Here is a 16717-nt window from a genome sequence, read left to right on the forward strand (position 1 = left end):
GGCGTTCGTATCCGCTGATCGGACCGCCTGCGACGTGCTCCCGGCACGGCGCAGACTTTCGCGGCGTCCATGCCGCTCATCCGGCGGCTACGCTCACCTCAGCGTAATTCTTTACGCGAACTTACCCCATAAAATCAAAAGATTGAACTTAATATATTGTCATTTTAGGGCGGATGTTTCCGTCTGTGCTGAGAGCGGCCTTAGCCGCCCCTTTTCGGGCGGGTGCTGCAACGGTTGCAGAAAAAACCGTGGGTAATGCGCACGAAACCTTCGTCGTAGCAATAGAAACAGCAAGCACCGTAACAACAGAAACAACAAAAGGGCGATATATCGCCCTTCCGCTATTGATGATGAAGATAAAAAGAGGGCTTACTTCCCAGTAGTCGCCTGCACCGACAGTGACGCTTTCGCCTGCACCACGCTGCGCTCGATGACCGCGCGGCGCGTGTCGTTTTGCGGTAGCAGTTTCAGCATCATTTGCCAGGCCTCAATCGCGTCCTGATAGCGCTGGGCTTCATAGGCATTGAAAGCCAGCAGGCTCAGCACGCGCACATTGGTCGAGCCGGAATTCATCAGTTCACGCAGCATGTCACCACCGCGCTGGCTATCACGCGGATCGGTGGATCGAGACAGCAGATCGGCATAATCCAGCGCCAGATCCGTATTTTTCGGATCGAGCTGGAATGCCTTGGCAAACGCCTGCACGGACATGTCGTAGTTATTCAGCAAGCCCGCAATGCGCCCCAGCATCCACCAGTCTTGTACATTGTCTGGCTGCGTTTCTAGCTGGCTACGCAATCCCAGGCCGAGACGTGCGACCTCTTCAATGGTCAGCGGTTCAGCGTCAGGGTCCAGCGCTCGCTTCATCAGATCCGGCGTTAATGCCACAACCTGCTGCAATTCCTGCACGCGATTAACCGCCGAGGTTTTCCAGAACACGCCGAGGCTGACGATAACCAGCAGCAGCATGCCCGGCAGCAAAACCCAGCGGTTTAGCGGACGCTGTTGTGCCTTCGCGCCGACGGGAATATCCTGCAACAGCGTATGCTGAAGCTCTTCAACCAGTTGAGCACGTTCCTGCTCATTGGCAACATCCCCATTAAGCTCACGCAGACGGTCGCGATACAGCGCCTGATTGATCGCATCGCGATCGTATTCGCCCCGTGACGACCACGGCGCAAGCAGCATCGCGGAAAGCGCAATCAGCGATAGCACAATGACGGTTGTCAGTAACATCATTCCGATTTCTCCTCACGTCCCAACAACATCTGCAAGCGCTTTTTATCCTGTTCACTCATGGGTTCTTTGACACTTCTGATGCGGCGTGCACGCCGGATAATCATCCCTGCGCCCAACGCCAAAAATAGCGCAGGCAGCAGCCACAGCAGGATAGTAAAAGGCGTGATCGGCGGTTCATACGTCACAAAATAGCCGTAACGATCCACCATATAATCGACAACCTGCTCTTTCGTTTGTCCCTGCTGCATCAGCTCATACACTTTCTGCCGCATATCCGAAGCAATCATCGAATTGGAATCAGCGATGCTGTTGTTCTGGCATTTCGGGCAGCGCAGTTGCATGGTTAATTCACGAAACTGTTGCTCCTGCGTGTCGTTGTCAAAACGCAATACTTCGGAGGTCGCCAGCACGCTGAACGACAGCAGCAGCGCACCAAGGAAACTCAGCACTCTCATGCGCCGCCCTCCTTGCTGTATTTCTCCCACAGCGGTTGCAGCGTTTCTTGCCACACCTGCATGTTGAGATCGCCCGCATGGCGATAGCGAATGATGCCCTTCCCGTCGATCAAGAACGTTTCCGGCGCACCGTACACGCCCAAATCCAGCCCCAGCATGCCGTCGCCATCAAACAGGCTCATCGCATAGGGGTTGCCCAGCGTCTTCAGCCATTCAATCGCTTTGGGGCGTTCATCTTTATAATTCATGCCCACGACGCGAATTCCCTGCGCCGCCAGCGTGTTGAGAAACTGGTGCTCCGCGCGGCACGTCGGGCACCAGGTCGCCCAGACGTTCAGCAGCAGCGGCTTGCCATCACTCAGCTCAGATTGGTTATAAACTTTCCCCGGCTGATCCAACGATTCAAGACGAAACGCGGGAATCGGTTTACCAATCAGGGCGGACTCCAGCCGCATCGGATCGTCACCGTCGCTGTTACGCACCAGTTGCCACAACAAGGCAACGGCCAGCAGTAAAAACAGCACGAGCGGGATTAACAAAATCTTACGGCTCATGATGCTGTCTCCCGAACGGCGCGACGCAGGCGATAGCGCGGGTCAAACATGCACAGGATGCCCCCTAATGCCATCAGCCCCCGCCGTACCAAATCCAGCGGATAAACGGTTTGTAATACAGCCGCACCGCCCAGCTACCGTCATCCAGCTTTTCACCCAAGGCTGCATAGAGATCGCACGTCACACCCGCATCAATGGCGGCTTCCGTCATGATCGCGCCGCTGGTGTTGTAGAAGCGTTTTTCCGCCTTCAGCGTCGCTTCCGGTTTGCCGTTGCGCGTTACCTCAATCGTCCCTTTCGCGCTTTGCCAGTTCGGCCCCACGACATCACGCACGCCTTGAAACGTAAAACGGTAATCGTGGATTTGTATGCTGTCGCCAGCCCGCATCCGCACATCCCGCTCAACGCTATAATTCTGGCTGAAGGCGATGCCTACCACCGTCACCGCCAGCCCAATATGGCCGCACACCATGCCCCATTGGCTCAGTGAGAGCATGGTCAAACCGCGCAACAGACCATGACGACGGGTGGAACTGGTATGCAGCTCGTACACCGTTAAGAAGAACACCCACAGCGCCATCGACAGGCCGACCACCGTCATGGCAACAACGGAATCCTGGAACAGCCACGGCAGCAGCAGCGACAACGCGGCGGTCACGGCCAGCGCAATCAGCAGTAGCTTGCGCAGTTTTTGCGGCTCGTCGCGCCGCCAGCGAACCAGCGGCCCCACGCCCAGCAGTAAGGCAAACGGTGCCATTAACAGAGTGAACATCGTGTTGAAGAACGGTGCGCCAATCGAGATGCTGCCTAAGCCCAGCTGTTTATGCACCAGCGGCAGCAGCGTTCCCAGCAGCACCACGAGCGTAGCCGCCATCAGGATCAGGTTATTGCCGAGCAGGAAGGTTTCACGCGACCAGAGCGAGTTCGTGACCCGCGCCCGTACCCGATTGCCTTTGATGGCAAACAGCAGTAAAGAGCCGCCGATGACAATGACCAGAAACGCGAGAATAAACATGCCGCGCGCCGGGTCGGAGGCAAACGCGTGAACCGATACCAGAACGCCGGAACGTACCAGAAACGTTCCCAACAGACAGAGTGAGAACGCGCCGATGGCCAGCAACACTGTCCAGGCCTTGAAGCTGCCGCGCTTTTCGGTGACCGACAGCGAGTGCAGCAGCGCCGTGCCCACCAGCCACGGCATCAATGACGCATTTTCTACCGGATCCAGAACCACCAGCCGCCCCAGCCGAGTTCGTAATATGCCCAGCCCGAACCGAGCACGATACCCAACGTCAGGAATGACCACGCCGCCTGCGTCCACGGCCGCGACCAACGAGCCCACGCGCTGTCCAGTCGCTCAGCCAGCAGCGAGGCGACCGCAAACGCAAATGCCACGGAAAACCCGACATAGCCCATGTAGAGCAATGGAGGGTGGAAGATTAACCCGACATCCTGCAACAGCGGATTGAGATCGCGCCCGTCAATCGGGTAGTCCGGCAGCGTGCGCGTAAAGGGATTCGACGTCAGAATGATGAATAGCAAGAAGCCGACATTAATCATCCCCATGACGGCCAGCACACGGGCGACCGCATCCAGCGACATCCCACGACTGAATACTGCCACCGCGAAGGTCCAACCGCTCATCAGCAGCACCCAGAGCAGCAGCGATCCTTCATGTGCGCCCCACGCCGCCGCCACGCGATACCACACTGGCAGCGCGCGATTCGAGTTGTTGGCTACGTAGAGAACGGTGAAATCATTGATCACCAGCGCATGCACTAACACGAGGAAAGACGCCAAAATGCATGCAAACAGCGCCCAGGCAAGCGGACGCGCCAGCGCCATCAGACGCGTATCCTGACGCGATGCGCCCCACAGCGGATACACGCTGAGCAACAGCGCAACGCCCAGCGCCAGACAGAGCAGATAATTGCCCACTTCAGGCATCATAACCGTTTACCCTCTGTGGCCGCTGCTGGTGCATGACCGTTTTGTCCTTCCATCGCCGCTTTGATTTCCGGCGGCGTGTAGTTTTCATCATGTCGGGCAAGCACTTCTTTCGCCATAATATGGTCGTCGGTGTCCAGAATGCCTTGTGCCACCACCCCTTGCCCCTCGCGGAACAGATCCGGCAGCATCCCGTTATAGGTCACATCGACGGAACCCTGCGCATCATAAACGGTGAAGCGGACTTCCAGACTTTGGCTGTCGCGACGTACGCTGCCCGGCATCACCATGCCGCCGACGCGCAAACGCTGTCCAATCGCCGGTTTTTCCTGCGTTTCATTCTTGCCGTAAAGAATTTCACTGGGCGTATAAAAGAGATCGATATTTGAACTCAGCGCATAGAGCGTCAGCGCGATCGTCAACACCGCGCCACAGACGACGGCCAGAATGGCATAGAGGCGGGTTTTACGCGGAGCACTCATTGCGTCACCTCCCTCGTTTCCGACTGGCGAGCCGTATTCTTGCGCTGCTCACGCGCCTGCTGGCGGCGGATATCGCTCAGCAATGCGCGACGGTTCAAGAGGGTATGACTGACCAATGCGCTCAACGGTAGCAGCGTTAGCACCACGGCCAGCCAGACGTAAAAGGCATAGCCGCCCATCGCAAAGAAATCCTGCCAACTTGTGAAAGCGATGTTCATCGTGCTATCCCTCCTTTATTAAGCAGCGCAGCCACCCAGGGCGCACGGCGCTGCTGCACCAGTATCAAGTTACGTAACCGCATCAGTGACAACGTCACGAATAAACTCATAAACCCTAACATCATGATTCGCAGCGGGAGACGCATAGCGGGATCGATGGTTTTCTGCATTTTTGTCGATCCCTGATGCAGGGTATTCCACCACTCGACCGAGAAATGGATGATGGGTAAATTCACCACGCCCACCAGCACCAGAATGGCCGCAGCACGACCTGCAAGGCTGCGATCGTCAAACGCGTTGTAGAGCGCGATGATGCCCACATACAGAAACAGCAGAACGAGTTCCGACGTCAGACGCGCATCCCAGACCCACCAGGTTCCCCACATCGGTTTCCCCCAGGTGGCGCCCGTCGTGAGCGCAATAAAGGTAAACACCGCGCCAACGGGTGCCATCGCCGCCACGGCAAGCTCCGCCGTTTTTGACTGCCGAATTATCCCGACAAGCGCACATATCGCCATCACGGCATAGACGCCCATCGACCACACGGCCGCCGGCACGTGCACGTACATGATGCGATACCCTTGCCCTTGCTGATAATCCGCGGGCGCAAATCCAAATCCCAGCAGGCAACCGCCGATCAACAGCGCCGCGCTAAGCAGGGCAAACCAGGGGATAAGCCTGCCGCAAAGGCCATAAAGGCGATCCGGCTGCGTAAGCTGATAGTTCTTTTTCAACATAATCGTGTGCTCACTCTGCGTAAAACTCATCCCAGCGGGACGATGAAGGCGATCCTGAGATCGGAAAATTACTGAATGCTCACCCGCAACGCCGCCGCCGTGGCAAACGGGCTCAGGGTGGCGCTGCCCGCCAGAAAGGCACCGAGGATCGCCAGATACCCACCCACCGGCAGTTGCATCATGGCGGCCTCGACCGCCGCCGTTGCAAAAATCAACAGCGGTATGGTGAGCGGCAAGACCAGCAGGCTTAACAGCACACCGCTGCGGCGCAGCCCGACCGTTAATCCCGCGCCAATGGCCCCCAGAAAACTGAGCGTTGGCGTGCAGAGCAACAGCGTGAGCGCCATCACCTGCCAGCCGTGGCTGTCCAGCCCAAACAGAAGCGCCGCCAGCGGAGAAAGCAGTAACAACGGCAGCCCGCTGACCATCCAATGCACCACCACTTTCGCCAGCACCACTAACGGCAGCGGCAACGGCAACAGCGTCAGCTGTTCCAGTGAACCGTCCTGATAGTCATCGCGGAAAAGCCGATCCATCCCCAGCAGCGAAGCGAGCAACGCCGCCACCCACACCACACCGGGGGCCACACGCATCAATAGCTGCGGCTCTGGTCCAATAGCCAGAGGGAACAAAATGATGACGATCAGGAAGAACCACAGAGGGTTGAGGATTTCCGCGTTATTGCGCAACGCGACGCGCAGTTCTCGGGCAATCAGACGCCGCATGATGGGGTTCCCTCACTCGGCGTCAGCTGGATACAGCGAATGTCCTGAGCGAACGGACGCAGCGGCTGATGGGTGGTTAAAATGATGATGCCACCGCACGTAATATGGTGTTCCATACGCTGAGTCAGCATTTCGACGCCCGCCACATCAAGCGCGGTCAACGGTTCATCCAGAATCCACAGCGGAACATCGGTGAGCCACAAACGCGCCAGCGCGACGCGACGCTGTTGTCCCGCAGAAAGACGCGCCACTGGCACGTCTTCATAGCCGGCCAGCCCGACGGCGGCCAGCGCCTGCCACAGTGCATCCTGCTGCTGTTGCGGATAGAAAAAGCGCAGGTTCTCTTCACCGGTCAGGACGCTCTTGATGCCCGGCTGATGGCCTAGCCACAGAAGCTGCTGATTAAACTGCTCGCGCATACGGTTGATGCGTTGCCCTTGCCAGCAGATTTCTCCCGATTCAGGCGTCGCCAGACCGCTTAAAATGCGCAACAGCGACGTTTTTCCCACCCCGTTGGCGCCAGCAATCTGCACCATTTCTCCCGCGCTGGCTGTAAACGACAAAGCGCTGAACAGCACATGCTCATCGCGTATGCAAACCACATCGCGCGCTTCTAACATCGGGGTGTACTCCTACTTTCTTAGTGGCTATAGAATAACATGGTGCCCGTACTCCCCCTCTCGGGGCCGTAACCATAAAGAGTTAATCTCTTTTATTGAGATCAATAAAATCAGCGATTCTGGTTATCCCCCGCCATCATGGCGGTGCAAAAGCCACGCTTGCCCACTCTCATTCAAGGGGTATCACGCGTTATTTCTGGCTATTCTTCAGCAGCGTTGCCGTGTTGATCGCCTCGATCAACTGGACGCGGTTAACCCGCGGGCTATACGTATCCAGCAAGCGCTGCCAAATCGTAATCGCGCGCGCATAGTCCGCTTTCAGGAACGCATCAGATGCCAACAGCATCAGCGCCGTCACTTCATTGGCATCCAGCGCCAACGCTTTATCGACCATCTCTTGCATCGGGGGCGTGACGGCCTGACCCGCCTGGTAATACAGCACCGTCGCCAGCGCCGAATACAGCTCAGCGCTGTCGCCCTTTAGCGCAATCGCCTGCCGATAAGCGCGCAGCGCGTTGTCGTAGGCGTTACGGTAAAGATAATATTCACCCAGCTCAGCCCAGAGGACGCTGTTACCCGGCGTTTTACGAATGTTGTCCTGCAAGGTAGCAAGCTGTTTTTCCTGCTGTTGCGCGTCGCTAAAATCGTGTAGCGGATCGGCAAGCCGCTGGCGTTCCGCCTGAACCAGCGCAGCACGCGGACTCAGCATGTAGAACGTCGCACTGCTCAATAGGATAGCGATGACCGCGACTACAACCGCGATGGCGGGCATCGGGCGCTGCGCAGAAGAAGGGGATGAGGCTAACGGCAGATCGTGGGACAGTTCTCGGCCCAGCATTTTTGCCTCATGCTCGGACAGATGCTTTCCTGCCTGTTCACACTGGAAATGCCAGATGCGCTCCGCCAAACGCGGTAGCTTGCCATCCCCCTCCAACTGACGCAGGGGCAATAGCGGCCATAACAGCCCGGCAGCCAGAACGACAACCGCGACCGCGACGAACACCATGCTTAATAAGTTCAGGTCCAACAGGTTCACGCTTAACAGGCTCATGGGCGCGCTCCCCGGTTCTGCCGCCGCATCACTCGCCACGCGATAACCGCAATCGCTAACAGCAAAAGCAGCGGCGTGAGCCAGAGGATGCCGGTTTGCATTTTCATCGGCGGGTTGTACTGAACAAAGTCACCATAGCGCTGGTTCATAAACGCCATAATTTCTGACTTGTCCTTGCCCTGTTCCACCATGGAAAAGACCTCATGGCGCATGCTGACCGCCACGGGCGAATTCGATTCCAGCAGGCTCTGGTTCTGACATTGCGGGCAGCGCAGTTCGCCAGCAATCGCCATCGCGACCTGACGCTGTGCCTGACTGGAAAATGCCCAGGTATCGACCACCTGAGCCTGCACAGAAAAAGCCAGCAGCATGAAAAGGAGCGCAATGTGTTTAGTCATAGGCCCTTCTCCCTCGGAACCACCCCAGCAGTGCACCCGCGACCATCAGCAGGCCGCCGCCCCACACCCAGCGGACGCCGGTTTGCACATAGAAACGCATCGCATAGCGGTTCTCGCCGGTTTTCTCTCCCATCACGGCATACCATTCTCTGATCGGCCCCCAGGCAATGCCCGGCTCAACCATCTGTTGTTTACGTGCGTTGTAGTAACGGCGTTCCGGCATCACCTGAGCGATCGGCGAGTCGCCACGATAAATCGCAATCACAGCCTGCTCTGCGGTGTAGTTCTGCGCCGCCACTAACTCCAGCTGTAAAAATCGGAAATGGTAGTCGCCCAGCGTGACCTGTTCTCCTTGACCCACATTGGCGCTGATTTCCTGCTTGCTGCCCGCAGAGAACGCAATCCCCAAGGCAAATAGCGCCACGCCCGTATGCGCCAACAGTGCAGGAAGCTGCTGACGTATCGCCGACAGCGGCTGTAACCACTGCGCGGCCATAGCCCAGCCGATCAGACCCGCAGCCAGTGCGACAGCGTACCCATACGGCCATAAGATCAGCGCAGTGACGACGCCGACCACCAGCGTCATGCCTACACGCCGGACAGGCCAGCGCGTGCTACGTTTCCAGTAGCCTCCCGCGGCGACCCCGATTAGCAGCAGCATCAGGCCACCGAAGGGCAAGAGCACGCGGTTAAAATAGGGCGCGCCCACGGAGATTTTCCCCCAGCCCGCCAGCCCGTAGATCATTGGGTAAAGCGTGCCAAGCAGTACCACCAGCGCGACAGCGCTGAATAACAGCAGCACCAGCAGTATCGCCATTTCCCGCGACCAGCCGGAGAAGCGGGCAGCAGAGCGGACAAGCTGGGCACGCCAGCCATAAATCGCCAGCGCTGCCATGCTCAAGCAGGCAAACAGGATAAATAGAGGTACCGCGCGATCGTGTTCGAGCGCGAAGGCATGGACAGACACCAATATCCCGGAACGCACAATCAGCGTGCCCAGCAGACATAAAATGAACGTCAGCAGCGCCAATATCAGCGACCAATGGCGGAAGATGCCGCGCATGCGAGTGACAGACAGACTGTGCAGTAATGCGCTGGCCGTGAGCCACGGGAGCAGTGAGGCGTTCTCTACCGGATCCCAGAACCACCATCCTCCCCAGCCCAGTTCGTTATAGGCCCACCACGATCCGAGGATGATGCCCAGCGTTAATAGACTCCAGGCCGGTAGCGTCCAGCGCCAGCAAATCCAGGCGGCAGGCGCAGTAAACTCACCATGAATCAGGGCGGCTAGCGCCAGCGCCGCACTCACGGTTAATCCGCCATAGCCCAGATAGAGCAACGGCGGATGGAGGATGAGGCCAATGTGTTGCAGCATGGGGTTGAGATCCCTCCCCGCCACGGCAGGCGGGAAGAGACGCACAAAGGGATCGGAGAAAAAGACAATGAACACCAGCAGCGCGGTCGCTATCGCGGCCAGCATCGCCAACGTCAGTGGGAATAGATCGCTCGTCTCCTTACGATAGCGGCAGGCAAACGCGGCGCTCCAGCCGGTTAAACATAACAGCCACAGCAGCAGCGATCCTTCATGCCCGCCCCAGACTGCCGCAATTTTTAGCCCTAGCGGTAAATCACGATGGCTATGCTGGGCGACGTAATTAACAGAGAAATCATCCTGTACCACGCTCAGCGTCAGCGCGATAAACGCAAACAGCACAAGACCAAACAGTACTAACGTCCAGCACCGCGCCAGTCGGTAAGTGCCCGACCAGCGCAGGGAGTAGCCTGAAAATGTCAGCAACGCCGTTGCCACACCGACGCAAACCGCCAGCGACAGCGCGACATACCCAAATTCTGGCAATAACAACATCAACAGGCCTCTTGCTGGGAATTAGACAACGGTTAACTGCCCCGCATAGAGGATAAAGAAGCGCAGTAATAAGACGCCCACCAGACTCAGGCCACACACCGCCAGCACGCCATAAGGTGAATGCTGTCGGCTGGCCCATGACTTGAGCAGCAAGGGAATGACTAATCCAATCCCTACCACTCCCAGCCAGAACCACACGGCCCAGAATCCTCCGCCCACAGCCGCCACCAAGGCCCGCTGCTTCCCATCGTCCCCTAAAGCAAGGCCGATAAAGAACGCGAACAGTAAGAAGATCTCTAACCACACGACTGGCGTTTCGACACGGTGTACAAAGTGCGCTTCTTCGCTATGCGGATTGCTGCGATAGCGGCAGGCCATGGCGATCAGCGCCACGGCAGCACCGGAGGACACCCCCGAAAACAGGAATAAAGCCGGTAAGATCGGGTTATTCAGCAGCGGATAGGTCTTCAGCGCGGAGAGTAAAAACCCGGTATAAGCGCCTAACATCACCGCCAGCAGTAACATCACGATATCCAGTGATTTCTGCATCGGTGCCAGCCAGCCGAGCACCTTGGGAAGTATGACCAACTTCGGCAACCAGCGCTGTTGCAGCACGATAACCTGCTCGCTGAAAATGTTGACCAGCCAGACCGCCAGCGCCGCCATATAGACCTGAAACAGCATCACCCCAACCGACATCACCGAGGTAAAGCTGTAATGGAACATCAGCTTCCAGAACGTCCAAGGGCGCGTCAGGTGGAAAACCAGAATCAGCAATCCAAAAATGATGGTGCACGGTGCAAGAATCAGCGTGGTGCGCATGAGCGTACTGTCGGCGGTTGCCTGCTCGGGGTGGTAGCGCCGCAGTAAGGCCGACAGCGTCACCAGCCCCGCAGAAATGCCCACCAAAAACAGGTAAATCGCAATCGGCCAGTCCCAGACTAACGAATCAAAATGGAATGCGCTTGAAGACACGGGCGTCATTGATGAACCTCCCCGTATTTAAACGGTACGCGATAAACCTTAGGACGAGTGCCGAGCGCGATTTTGTAGCGATACGTCGGCTGTTGACGGAGCAGACGGGAAATCTCGCTGTCAGGATCGTCAAGGTTGCCGAACGTCAGCGCGTTAGTCGGACAAGACAACACACAGGCGGGCAGTTTTCCGGCTTTCAGGTTGGTCTTGCGGCAAAAATCGCACTTATCCGCCGTTTTCGTCTTCGGATGAATAAAGCGCACCTGATAAGGACAGGCAGCAAGACAGTATTGGCACCCTACGCACAGATCGGGGTTCACATCCACAATGCCGCTTGCCGCATCACGATACGACGCCCCGGTAGGACACACGTCAACACAGGGTGCATGATCGCAGTGCTGGCAGGAGTGACGGAAAAAGCGATATTTCACGTCTGGGAAGGTCCCGATCGGCTCGCTGCGAATGATCGTCAAGCGTGATACGCCTTCCGGCACCTGATTGACGTCCCGGCAGGCATCCATACACGCCGTACAGCCGATACAGAGCGATTCATCGTGGATCATGCCGTAGCGGACGCCGTTGATATTCAGCGTCTGTGCGACGACTTGCCCCGCCGTACTGGTGATGGCAATCAGCCCCCCCATACGGGCAAGAAATTGACGACGAGAGCAACTCATGGCTGCCTCTTATTACCCAGATGAACTGAGGCTGGGTTGAAGTCTGGGTTATTACGCTGATCGCTATGGCAATCCACACACAGTTTGATGCGACTCTTGTCGTTCAGCGTCTGCATACTATCCTGCGTGGGGTGCAGTTGGTGGCAGCTGGCACAGGCCACTTTCGCGACGTGCACATCGTGTGGCCAAAACGATTTCTGCAACTGTTCCGGCGTATGGCATGACATACAGACGCTGTTTTGCTCTTCCACCTTATACATCGGGAAGTTAAAGCGCATGACATCTTTAACGCCTTCGCGGTGCAACAGCGACGGCTTACCGTGACAGTTTGTGCAGGTCAGCTGTTGCTGATTATGCGGGTTGACAGCGGAGGCATGTTTGCCCTGCATGCCATCCTCTTCCGGTTTATGGCACTGTAGACAAGCCTCATCGGGATTGCGCTGCGGCATGACCTCCCAGCGCTCTCCTTTTTCCGCCTGAGGTGCGGGCTGCGTCAGCCCTGGCAATGCCCAAAACAGGCCTGATACCAGCACCCCGGCAGTCAATAACGAACGTAATACGCTCATATCCACTCCACTTTATGATCGCCCGCGTCCACGGGCGATGAGGGGTTATTAGTTCAGTCGTCCCGCTTTACGCGCTTGCTCATCCCACTGCGGCACTACCGTATTCAGGAAATCCTGTTTTTCGGCTTTGATTTGCTGCATGTTGAGCCCAATCGCCTGCTGCGCTTTCTCTTTCGTCGAGATATCCGGCAGCTTGATTTCTCCTGTTATCCCTTTCTGGGCCAACAGGCGCACCAGTTTGGTTCTCGCCTCAGCGGATTTACTCAGCGAGGTGCCGAGCATCCGTAAGCCTTCATCCGGTGCATGCATGTGAATACCATGAGAGGCAACGGCCAGATCCCAGCGCCATTGCGCATGGCGGATATCCATCAGAATCGGCTGCATTTCTGCTTCGGTTGCACCAGCATCCCAGGCCGCTTTCGCCTCAAAGTGCGCGTGAACCAGTTGCTCTTCGGCTTTCAGTTTTAAGTCCTGAATGGCCGTTTTGCGTTCAGCGACAACCGCCTGCATCGCCGCTTTATCCTGCGTGTGGCAATTGGTACAGGTTTCGCCGTAATTGTCGAAAGGGTTGCCAATCTTGTGATCGGTATACAGCTTGCCGTCCGCGTTTTTCACTTTCGGCATATGGCAGTCGATACAGGTCACGTTGTTTTTACCGTGAATACCAATGCTCCAGGTTTCATATTCTGGATGTTGGGCTTTCAGCATCGGTGCACGGGAAAGGGTGTTGGTCCAGTCGGAGAAGGAAATGGCGTCATAGTATTTTTCCATGTCTTCGACTTTTGTGCCGTTATCCCATGGAAATTTCACCGCTTTGTCTTTACCGGAAAAATAATACTCAACGTGGCATTGTCCACAGACCATAGATTGCTGACCGAATCGACTGGTTTGATCAAACGGTTTGCCAATTGATTCCATTGCGCGCTCGGCGTAAGGACGGGACAGCGTCAGCGCCGGTTTACCCTGAGCGAAATCTGGGGACGCGGTATCATGGCAGTCCGCACAGCCGAGATCGTTAGTAATCTCCGGCCCGCCTCGCGCCCATTTGCCTTTGAAGTAGCCGTCCTCGCCTTCCTGTTGAATCAAGCGGGCGACATCTGGGCTTTTACAACTCCAGCACGCCATCGGCAGAGGGCCATCTTCTGCCGTCTTGGGTGCGCCGGTACGCAGCGTTTCACGCACATCCGTGATGGCGTAGGCATGGCCGCGTGGCTTGTTATAGTCTCTGGAGAAGGGATAGCCCGCCCAGAGGACCACCATCATGGGGTCTTCTGCCAGCGCATCGTGACGCTCAGACTGTTCACTGGTCGCTTTCCACGAGTTGAACTGATCGGGGTGTTGATTGGTGAAGACGGAGTTTCTTGCTTCTATCGGGGCGGGAGGGGGTGACGCCGGAGCATCAGCGGAATAGGCTGGCATCATTAGAAAGAGACTGGCTACCATGCCCCACAGATAGGAGACTGACATGCTTATCCTGACCATGCGTTTGTGTCCAAATTAAGCCGCCTACTGGCGGTCGTTTTAGTTATCCATTTGACAGAAACCACAACAACTGTCGTGACATTACTCGCACTATGAATAACAAAAAGATGCATTCAAAATATTGTTTTTGATCAAAGGTAAAGAAAAGTAATGAATCGTATCGAAAGTTATATGAGGATTGTCTCAGTCATAGAGGGTGGACATCGCAGGATATGGCGAGGGGATTACACGCTGAGGGATTGAAAATTAAGCACTTAAAAACTGGCTACTTACGTATCAAGGTAGGTGGCGCAAGTACTGGGATGAAGCGTCCATGTCGGCCGTTCATCCCCGTGTATTTTCTGATAAAGCGTGGCGTTTTGCCTGATAGAAAAAGTTCAGACGCTCAATAAGTGGGGCTTAAGTGAAAAATAGTGCCCCAGAGTATGCCCTTTGGGGATGTTTATTTCCCTTGGCCATAGGCCAACGCCAGCTTGGCGTAGAAATCTTCCAGCGTAAAGCGGGCATCAACGGCGTTATACACCCGAATCTGGCGCAAATTTTTCTGAGGCGCATAGGTCAGATCGTCATTTAACTTCGGTGCATTCACCAACGTGTAGTGATATTCGTGGTCATCCAACAGCAGCGAAACCGCGGGGTTATCGCCCAAGACCCAGACTTCACTTTTCGGCCACGGAACGTCTTTGATGGTTTCGGAAATCGCACGATTAAACTCGATCAACTGTTGCCACAGGTACTCCCCGACCTTCCCCTGCGGCTTAACGCGCACGGCAAGCTCAGACAGCGAGACGCGCACAGACATATAAACATTATGCGGCACCTGCCACAAAGGCACCTGGGATTTGAATACACTGTTCGCCGCGACCGGATCGTTGAACATATTGTATTCCCAGCCGCCCTTCGGATAAGGCATACCGCCAATCCACACTACCGTCATTTTGCTGGCGATCTTTGGTTCAGCCTGCAATGCAGCAGCGATATCCGTAATTGGCCCCATGACTAACACAAACAGCGGGTGCGAATCCTCTTTTAACGCTTCCTTGATCAGCATTTGCGCCCCTTCACTCAACGCAGGCGCACCACCGTCGGCTTTCAGCGCGTGCGTCGCACCGCGATAGACGGGAATATCCGTTTTTCCCATCACGTTCATCAGGCGCTGGAGCTCATGGTAGCTTTCCATCATGCTGTTTTCGCCATCACGCTTCATCAACGGCGCGGTACGGGAGTAATGGGCAGCAATCAGCCCTTTCACCTGCATCGTCGGCGTCAGCACCGCATGTGCAACGGCAAAATCATCGTCAGCCTCGTTTTTCGCATCGGCGCTAATAATGACGCGAATCTGCTTATGATCGGCCACGTCAAAAGGGGAATTTTGAGCCTGCGCGCTGAACGCACTGAGGAAAGGCAATGCCACGATCAACATGGCAAAACGGGAAAAGTAGCTGCGAATAGACATGATTATCCTTAACGCTAACGGTGCTTGGCCGTCGTTGATATGGCAGCCCAGCGATTCAGGCTGCCATCAGAGAAGCGGGCATGCAACGACGCTGCCCGCAGCATGAAGACGCTATTTAAAAAGCTTCTGAACAAACTCGCTGTAGGCTGGTCGCCAGACATCCATTTCATGCCCAAGATCGGGATAATGGCGGTAATCAAACCGGATATTTTTCTGCTCCAGGATGGTTTTCAGGCCCGCAATATCCTTACCGGTGATGTTGTCGGTTTCGCCAATCACCACCGTGAAGTTCTTCAGTTGCTGATTGATCTGCTCCGGTCGTTCAAGCTGTGCGGCAACGGCCGTGTTCGGCACCGTTTCAGTCGTCACGCCGCTAAACGTTGCCAGCCAGCCGAAATGATCCAGGTGACTCATGCCGGATATCAGTGCCTGATAGCCGCCCTGCGACAGCCCAGCCAGCGCCCTGCCGTTTGCATCCTGACGGACGTTAAAGCGTTTGCCGATCTCGGGAATAATGTCATGAATGAGTTCCCTGTCCGCTGCTAACGCATTGCGCGGATAGAACACCTTGCGACGCTCCTGCGGGGGATATTCTTCCGGGATAATGCCGGGAACGTCCGTTTCCGTATCAGGAATGACGACCAGCATCGGCTCAATCTTTTTCTCCGCCAGCAGGTTATCCATCATCTGCGGTATCCGCCCCTGCACCACGGCCGATGCGCCCGTGTCGCCAAAGCCATGATAGAAGTACAGTACCGGCAGCGGTTTTGACGATTCGCTATAGCCCGGCGGCGTCCAGACATAGACCTGGCGCTCTGATTTCAAGGCTTTCGAATGGTAGGTCAGCGTTCTCAGCTCACCGTGTGGCACCTGACGCACGTCCAGAATGCTCCCCGGCACCAGAATCAGACTGGTATTCACCTGACGCTGTGGCTTGGTAAACGCTGTGCCGGTATCGATGGTGCGAAAACCGTCCACGCTGAAAAAATATTCATACAGGTTCGGTGCCAGCGCTGACGTTTTGAACGACCATACGCCAGATTCATCTTTCGTCATCGCATGGGACACGATGCTATCGGGCGTCGAACCGGTAAAAACACTGACCTGCTTCGCCGTTGGCGCAAACAGGCGGAAAGTAATACTGCTATCGGCATTCACCGCCGTGACGTATTGGCTCACAGGGACGGTTGCCGCAGGCATAACCGGGAAATCGGCAGGTAGTGCGAATGCATGCATGGAGGCACAGGCAAACAGACTGGTTGCCAGTA

Annotated in this window: 17 protein-coding genes and 1 pseudogene; all 18 read right to left on the reverse strand. The window is 56.2% G+C overall.

Translation table 11 applies throughout. The features are described 5' to 3' along the window. Positions 1 to 369: 369 nt before the first annotated feature. Complete coding sequence (gene ccmI / locus BJJ97_RS17650; RefSeq protein ID WP_095994802.1) at positions 370 to 1239, reverse strand: c-type cytochrome biogenesis protein CcmI; 870 nt, start codon at positions 1237 to 1239, stop codon at positions 370 to 372. Further along, positions 1236 to 1694: a cytochrome c-type biogenesis protein gene (locus BJJ97_RS17655; protein WP_095994803.1), complete on the reverse strand. Its 459-nt coding sequence runs from the start codon at positions 1692 to 1694 to the stop codon at positions 1236 to 1238. The genes ccmI and BJJ97_RS17655 overlap by 4 nt, the downstream gene beginning before the upstream one ends. Further along, on the reverse strand, positions 1691 to 2248 hold the full coding sequence (locus tag BJJ97_RS17660; protein ID WP_095994804.1) for a DsbE family thiol:disulfide interchange protein: 558 nt from the start codon (positions 2246 to 2248) through the stop codon (positions 1691 to 1693). The genes BJJ97_RS17655 and BJJ97_RS17660 overlap by 4 nt, the downstream gene beginning before the upstream one ends. After that, a pseudogene (locus BJJ97_RS17665) lies at positions 2245 to 4198 on the reverse strand (heme lyase CcmF/NrfE family subunit). The gene BJJ97_RS17660 and the pseudogene BJJ97_RS17665 overlap by 4 nt, the downstream one beginning before the upstream one ends. After that, a complete protein-coding gene (ccmE, locus tag BJJ97_RS17670; protein WP_095994805.1) occupies positions 4195 to 4677 on the reverse strand; it encodes a cytochrome c maturation protein CcmE in 483 nt (160 codons plus the stop codon). The pseudogene BJJ97_RS17665 and the gene ccmE overlap by 4 nt, the downstream one beginning before the upstream one ends. After that, entirely contained in the window at positions 4674 to 4895 is a 222-nt protein-coding gene (gene ccmD / locus BJJ97_RS17675) for a heme exporter protein CcmD (protein WP_095994806.1), read from the reverse strand. Before ccmD ends, ccmE begins: the two co-directional genes overlap by 4 nt. After that, a complete protein-coding gene (locus BJJ97_RS17680; protein ID WP_095995395.1) occupies positions 4892 to 5632 on the reverse strand; it encodes a heme ABC transporter permease in 741 nt (246 codons plus the stop codon). The genes ccmD and BJJ97_RS17680 overlap by 4 nt, the downstream gene beginning before the upstream one ends. Positions 5633 to 5700: 68 nt before the next feature. After that, positions 5701 to 6357, reverse strand: coding sequence for a heme exporter protein CcmB (gene ccmB / locus BJJ97_RS17685; RefSeq protein WP_095994807.1), 657 nt, complete (start codon positions 6355 to 6357; stop codon positions 5701 to 5703). Then, a complete protein-coding gene (ccmA, locus tag BJJ97_RS17690) occupies positions 6345 to 6977 on the reverse strand; it encodes a cytochrome c biogenesis heme-transporting ATPase CcmA (protein WP_095994808.1) in 633 nt (210 codons plus the stop codon). The genes ccmB and ccmA overlap by 13 nt, the downstream gene beginning before the upstream one ends. A 190-nt stretch (positions 6978 to 7167) precedes the next feature. Next, on the reverse strand, positions 7168 to 8028 hold the full coding sequence (gene nrfG / locus BJJ97_RS17695; RefSeq protein ID WP_095994809.1) for a heme lyase NrfEFG subunit NrfG: 861 nt from the start codon (positions 8026 to 8028) through the stop codon (positions 7168 to 7170). After that, the gene (gene nrfF / locus BJJ97_RS17700) at positions 8025 to 8426 is read right to left on the reverse strand and encodes a heme lyase NrfEFG subunit NrfF (protein WP_095994810.1); all 402 of its coding nucleotides are present in this window, start codon (positions 8424 to 8426) and stop codon (positions 8025 to 8027) included. Before nrfF ends, nrfG begins: the two co-directional genes overlap by 4 nt. Beyond that, positions 8419 to 10293 (reverse strand): heme lyase CcmF/NrfE family subunit, encoded by a 1875-nt coding sequence (locus tag BJJ97_RS17705; protein WP_095994811.1) that lies wholly within the window; start codon positions 10291 to 10293, stop codon positions 8419 to 8421. The genes nrfF and BJJ97_RS17705 overlap by 8 nt, the downstream gene beginning before the upstream one ends. 21 nt (positions 10294 to 10314) lie before the next feature. Beyond that, positions 10315 to 11277, reverse strand: coding sequence for a cytochrome c nitrite reductase subunit NrfD (nrfD, locus tag BJJ97_RS17710; protein ID WP_095994812.1), 963 nt, complete (start codon positions 11275 to 11277; stop codon positions 10315 to 10317). Further along, positions 11274 to 11945 (reverse strand): cytochrome c nitrite reductase Fe-S protein, encoded by a 672-nt coding sequence (gene nrfC / locus BJJ97_RS17715; RefSeq protein ID WP_095994813.1) that lies wholly within the window; start codon positions 11943 to 11945, stop codon positions 11274 to 11276. Before nrfC ends, nrfD begins: the two co-directional genes overlap by 4 nt. Then, positions 11942 to 12511, reverse strand: a complete 570-nt coding sequence (nrfB, locus tag BJJ97_RS17720) for a cytochrome c nitrite reductase pentaheme subunit (protein ID WP_095994814.1) — start codon at positions 12509 to 12511, stop codon at positions 11942 to 11944. The genes nrfC and nrfB overlap by 4 nt, the downstream gene beginning before the upstream one ends. Before the next feature lie 48 nt (positions 12512 to 12559). Further along, the gene (gene nrfA / locus BJJ97_RS17725; RefSeq protein WP_240355614.1) at positions 12560 to 13933 is read right to left on the reverse strand and encodes an ammonia-forming nitrite reductase cytochrome c552 subunit; all 1374 of its coding nucleotides are present in this window, start codon (positions 13931 to 13933) and stop codon (positions 12560 to 12562) included. Between the two features lie 502 nt (positions 13934 to 14435). Beyond that, complete coding sequence (locus tag BJJ97_RS17730; protein WP_095994815.1) at positions 14436 to 15449, reverse strand: nucleoside hydrolase; 1014 nt, start codon at positions 15447 to 15449, stop codon at positions 14436 to 14438. Between the two features lie 111 nt (positions 15450 to 15560). Further along, entirely contained in the window at positions 15561 to 16685 is a 1125-nt protein-coding gene (locus BJJ97_RS17735) for an esterase (protein WP_319424414.1), read from the reverse strand. Positions 16686 to 16717 lie beyond the last annotated feature (32 nt).

It is taken from the genome of Pectobacterium polaris (assembly GCF_002307355.1).
Classification (GTDB): Bacteria; Pseudomonadota; Gammaproteobacteria; order Enterobacterales; family Enterobacteriaceae; genus Pectobacterium; species Pectobacterium polare.

Coding starts and splice junctions, on each gene's coding strand:
- ccmI (WP_095994802.1), bottom strand. CDS start 1,239: ATGATGTTACTGACAACCGTCATTGTGCTATCGCTGATTGCGCTTTCC.
- BJJ97_RS17655 (WP_095994803.1), bottom strand. CDS start 1,694: ATGAGAGTGCTGAGTTTCCTTGGTGCGCTGCTGCTGTCGTTCAGCGTG.
- BJJ97_RS17660 (WP_095994804.1), bottom strand. CDS start 2,248: ATGAGCCGTAAGATTTTGTTAATCCCGCTCGTGCTGTTTTTACTGCTG.
- ccmE (WP_095994805.1), bottom strand. CDS start 4,677: ATGAGTGCTCCGCGTAAAACCCGCCTCTATGCCATTCTGGCCGTCGTC.
- ccmD (WP_095994806.1), bottom strand. CDS start 4,895: ATGAACATCGCTTTCACAAGTTGGCAGGATTTCTTTGCGATGGGCGGC.
- BJJ97_RS17680 (WP_095995395.1), bottom strand. CDS start 5,632: ATGTTGAAAAAGAACTATCAGCTTACGCAGCCGGATCGCCTTTATGGC.
- ccmB (WP_095994807.1), bottom strand. CDS start 6,357: ATGCGGCGTCTGATTGCCCGAGAACTGCGCGTCGCGTTGCGCAATAAC.
- ccmA (WP_095994808.1), bottom strand. CDS start 6,977: ATGTTAGAAGCGCGCGATGTGGTTTGCATACGCGATGAGCATGTGCTG.
- nrfG (WP_095994809.1), bottom strand. CDS start 8,028: ATGAGCCTGTTAAGCGTGAACCTGTTGGACCTGAACTTATTAAGCATG.
- nrfF (WP_095994810.1), bottom strand. CDS start 8,426: ATGACTAAACACATTGCGCTCCTTTTCATGCTGCTGGCTTTTTCTGTG.
- BJJ97_RS17705 (WP_095994811.1), bottom strand. CDS start 10,293: ATGTTGTTATTGCCAGAATTTGGGTATGTCGCGCTGTCGCTGGCGGTT.
- nrfD (WP_095994812.1), bottom strand. CDS start 11,277: ATGACGCCCGTGTCTTCAAGCGCATTCCATTTTGATTCGTTAGTCTGG.
- nrfC (WP_095994813.1), bottom strand. CDS start 11,945: ATGAGTTGCTCTCGTCGTCAATTTCTTGCCCGTATGGGGGGGCTGATT.
- nrfB (WP_095994814.1), bottom strand. CDS start 12,511: ATGAGCGTATTACGTTCGTTATTGACTGCCGGGGTGCTGGTATCAGGC.
- nrfA (WP_240355614.1), bottom strand. CDS start 13,933: ATGATGCCAGCCTATTCCGCTGATGCTCCGGCGTCACCCCCTCCCGCC.
- BJJ97_RS17730 (WP_095994815.1), bottom strand. CDS start 15,449: ATGTCTATTCGCAGCTACTTTTCCCGTTTTGCCATGTTGATCGTGGCA.
- BJJ97_RS17735 (WP_319424414.1), bottom strand. CDS start 16,685: ATGCATGCATTCGCACTACCTGCCGATTTCCCGGTTATGCCTGCGGCA.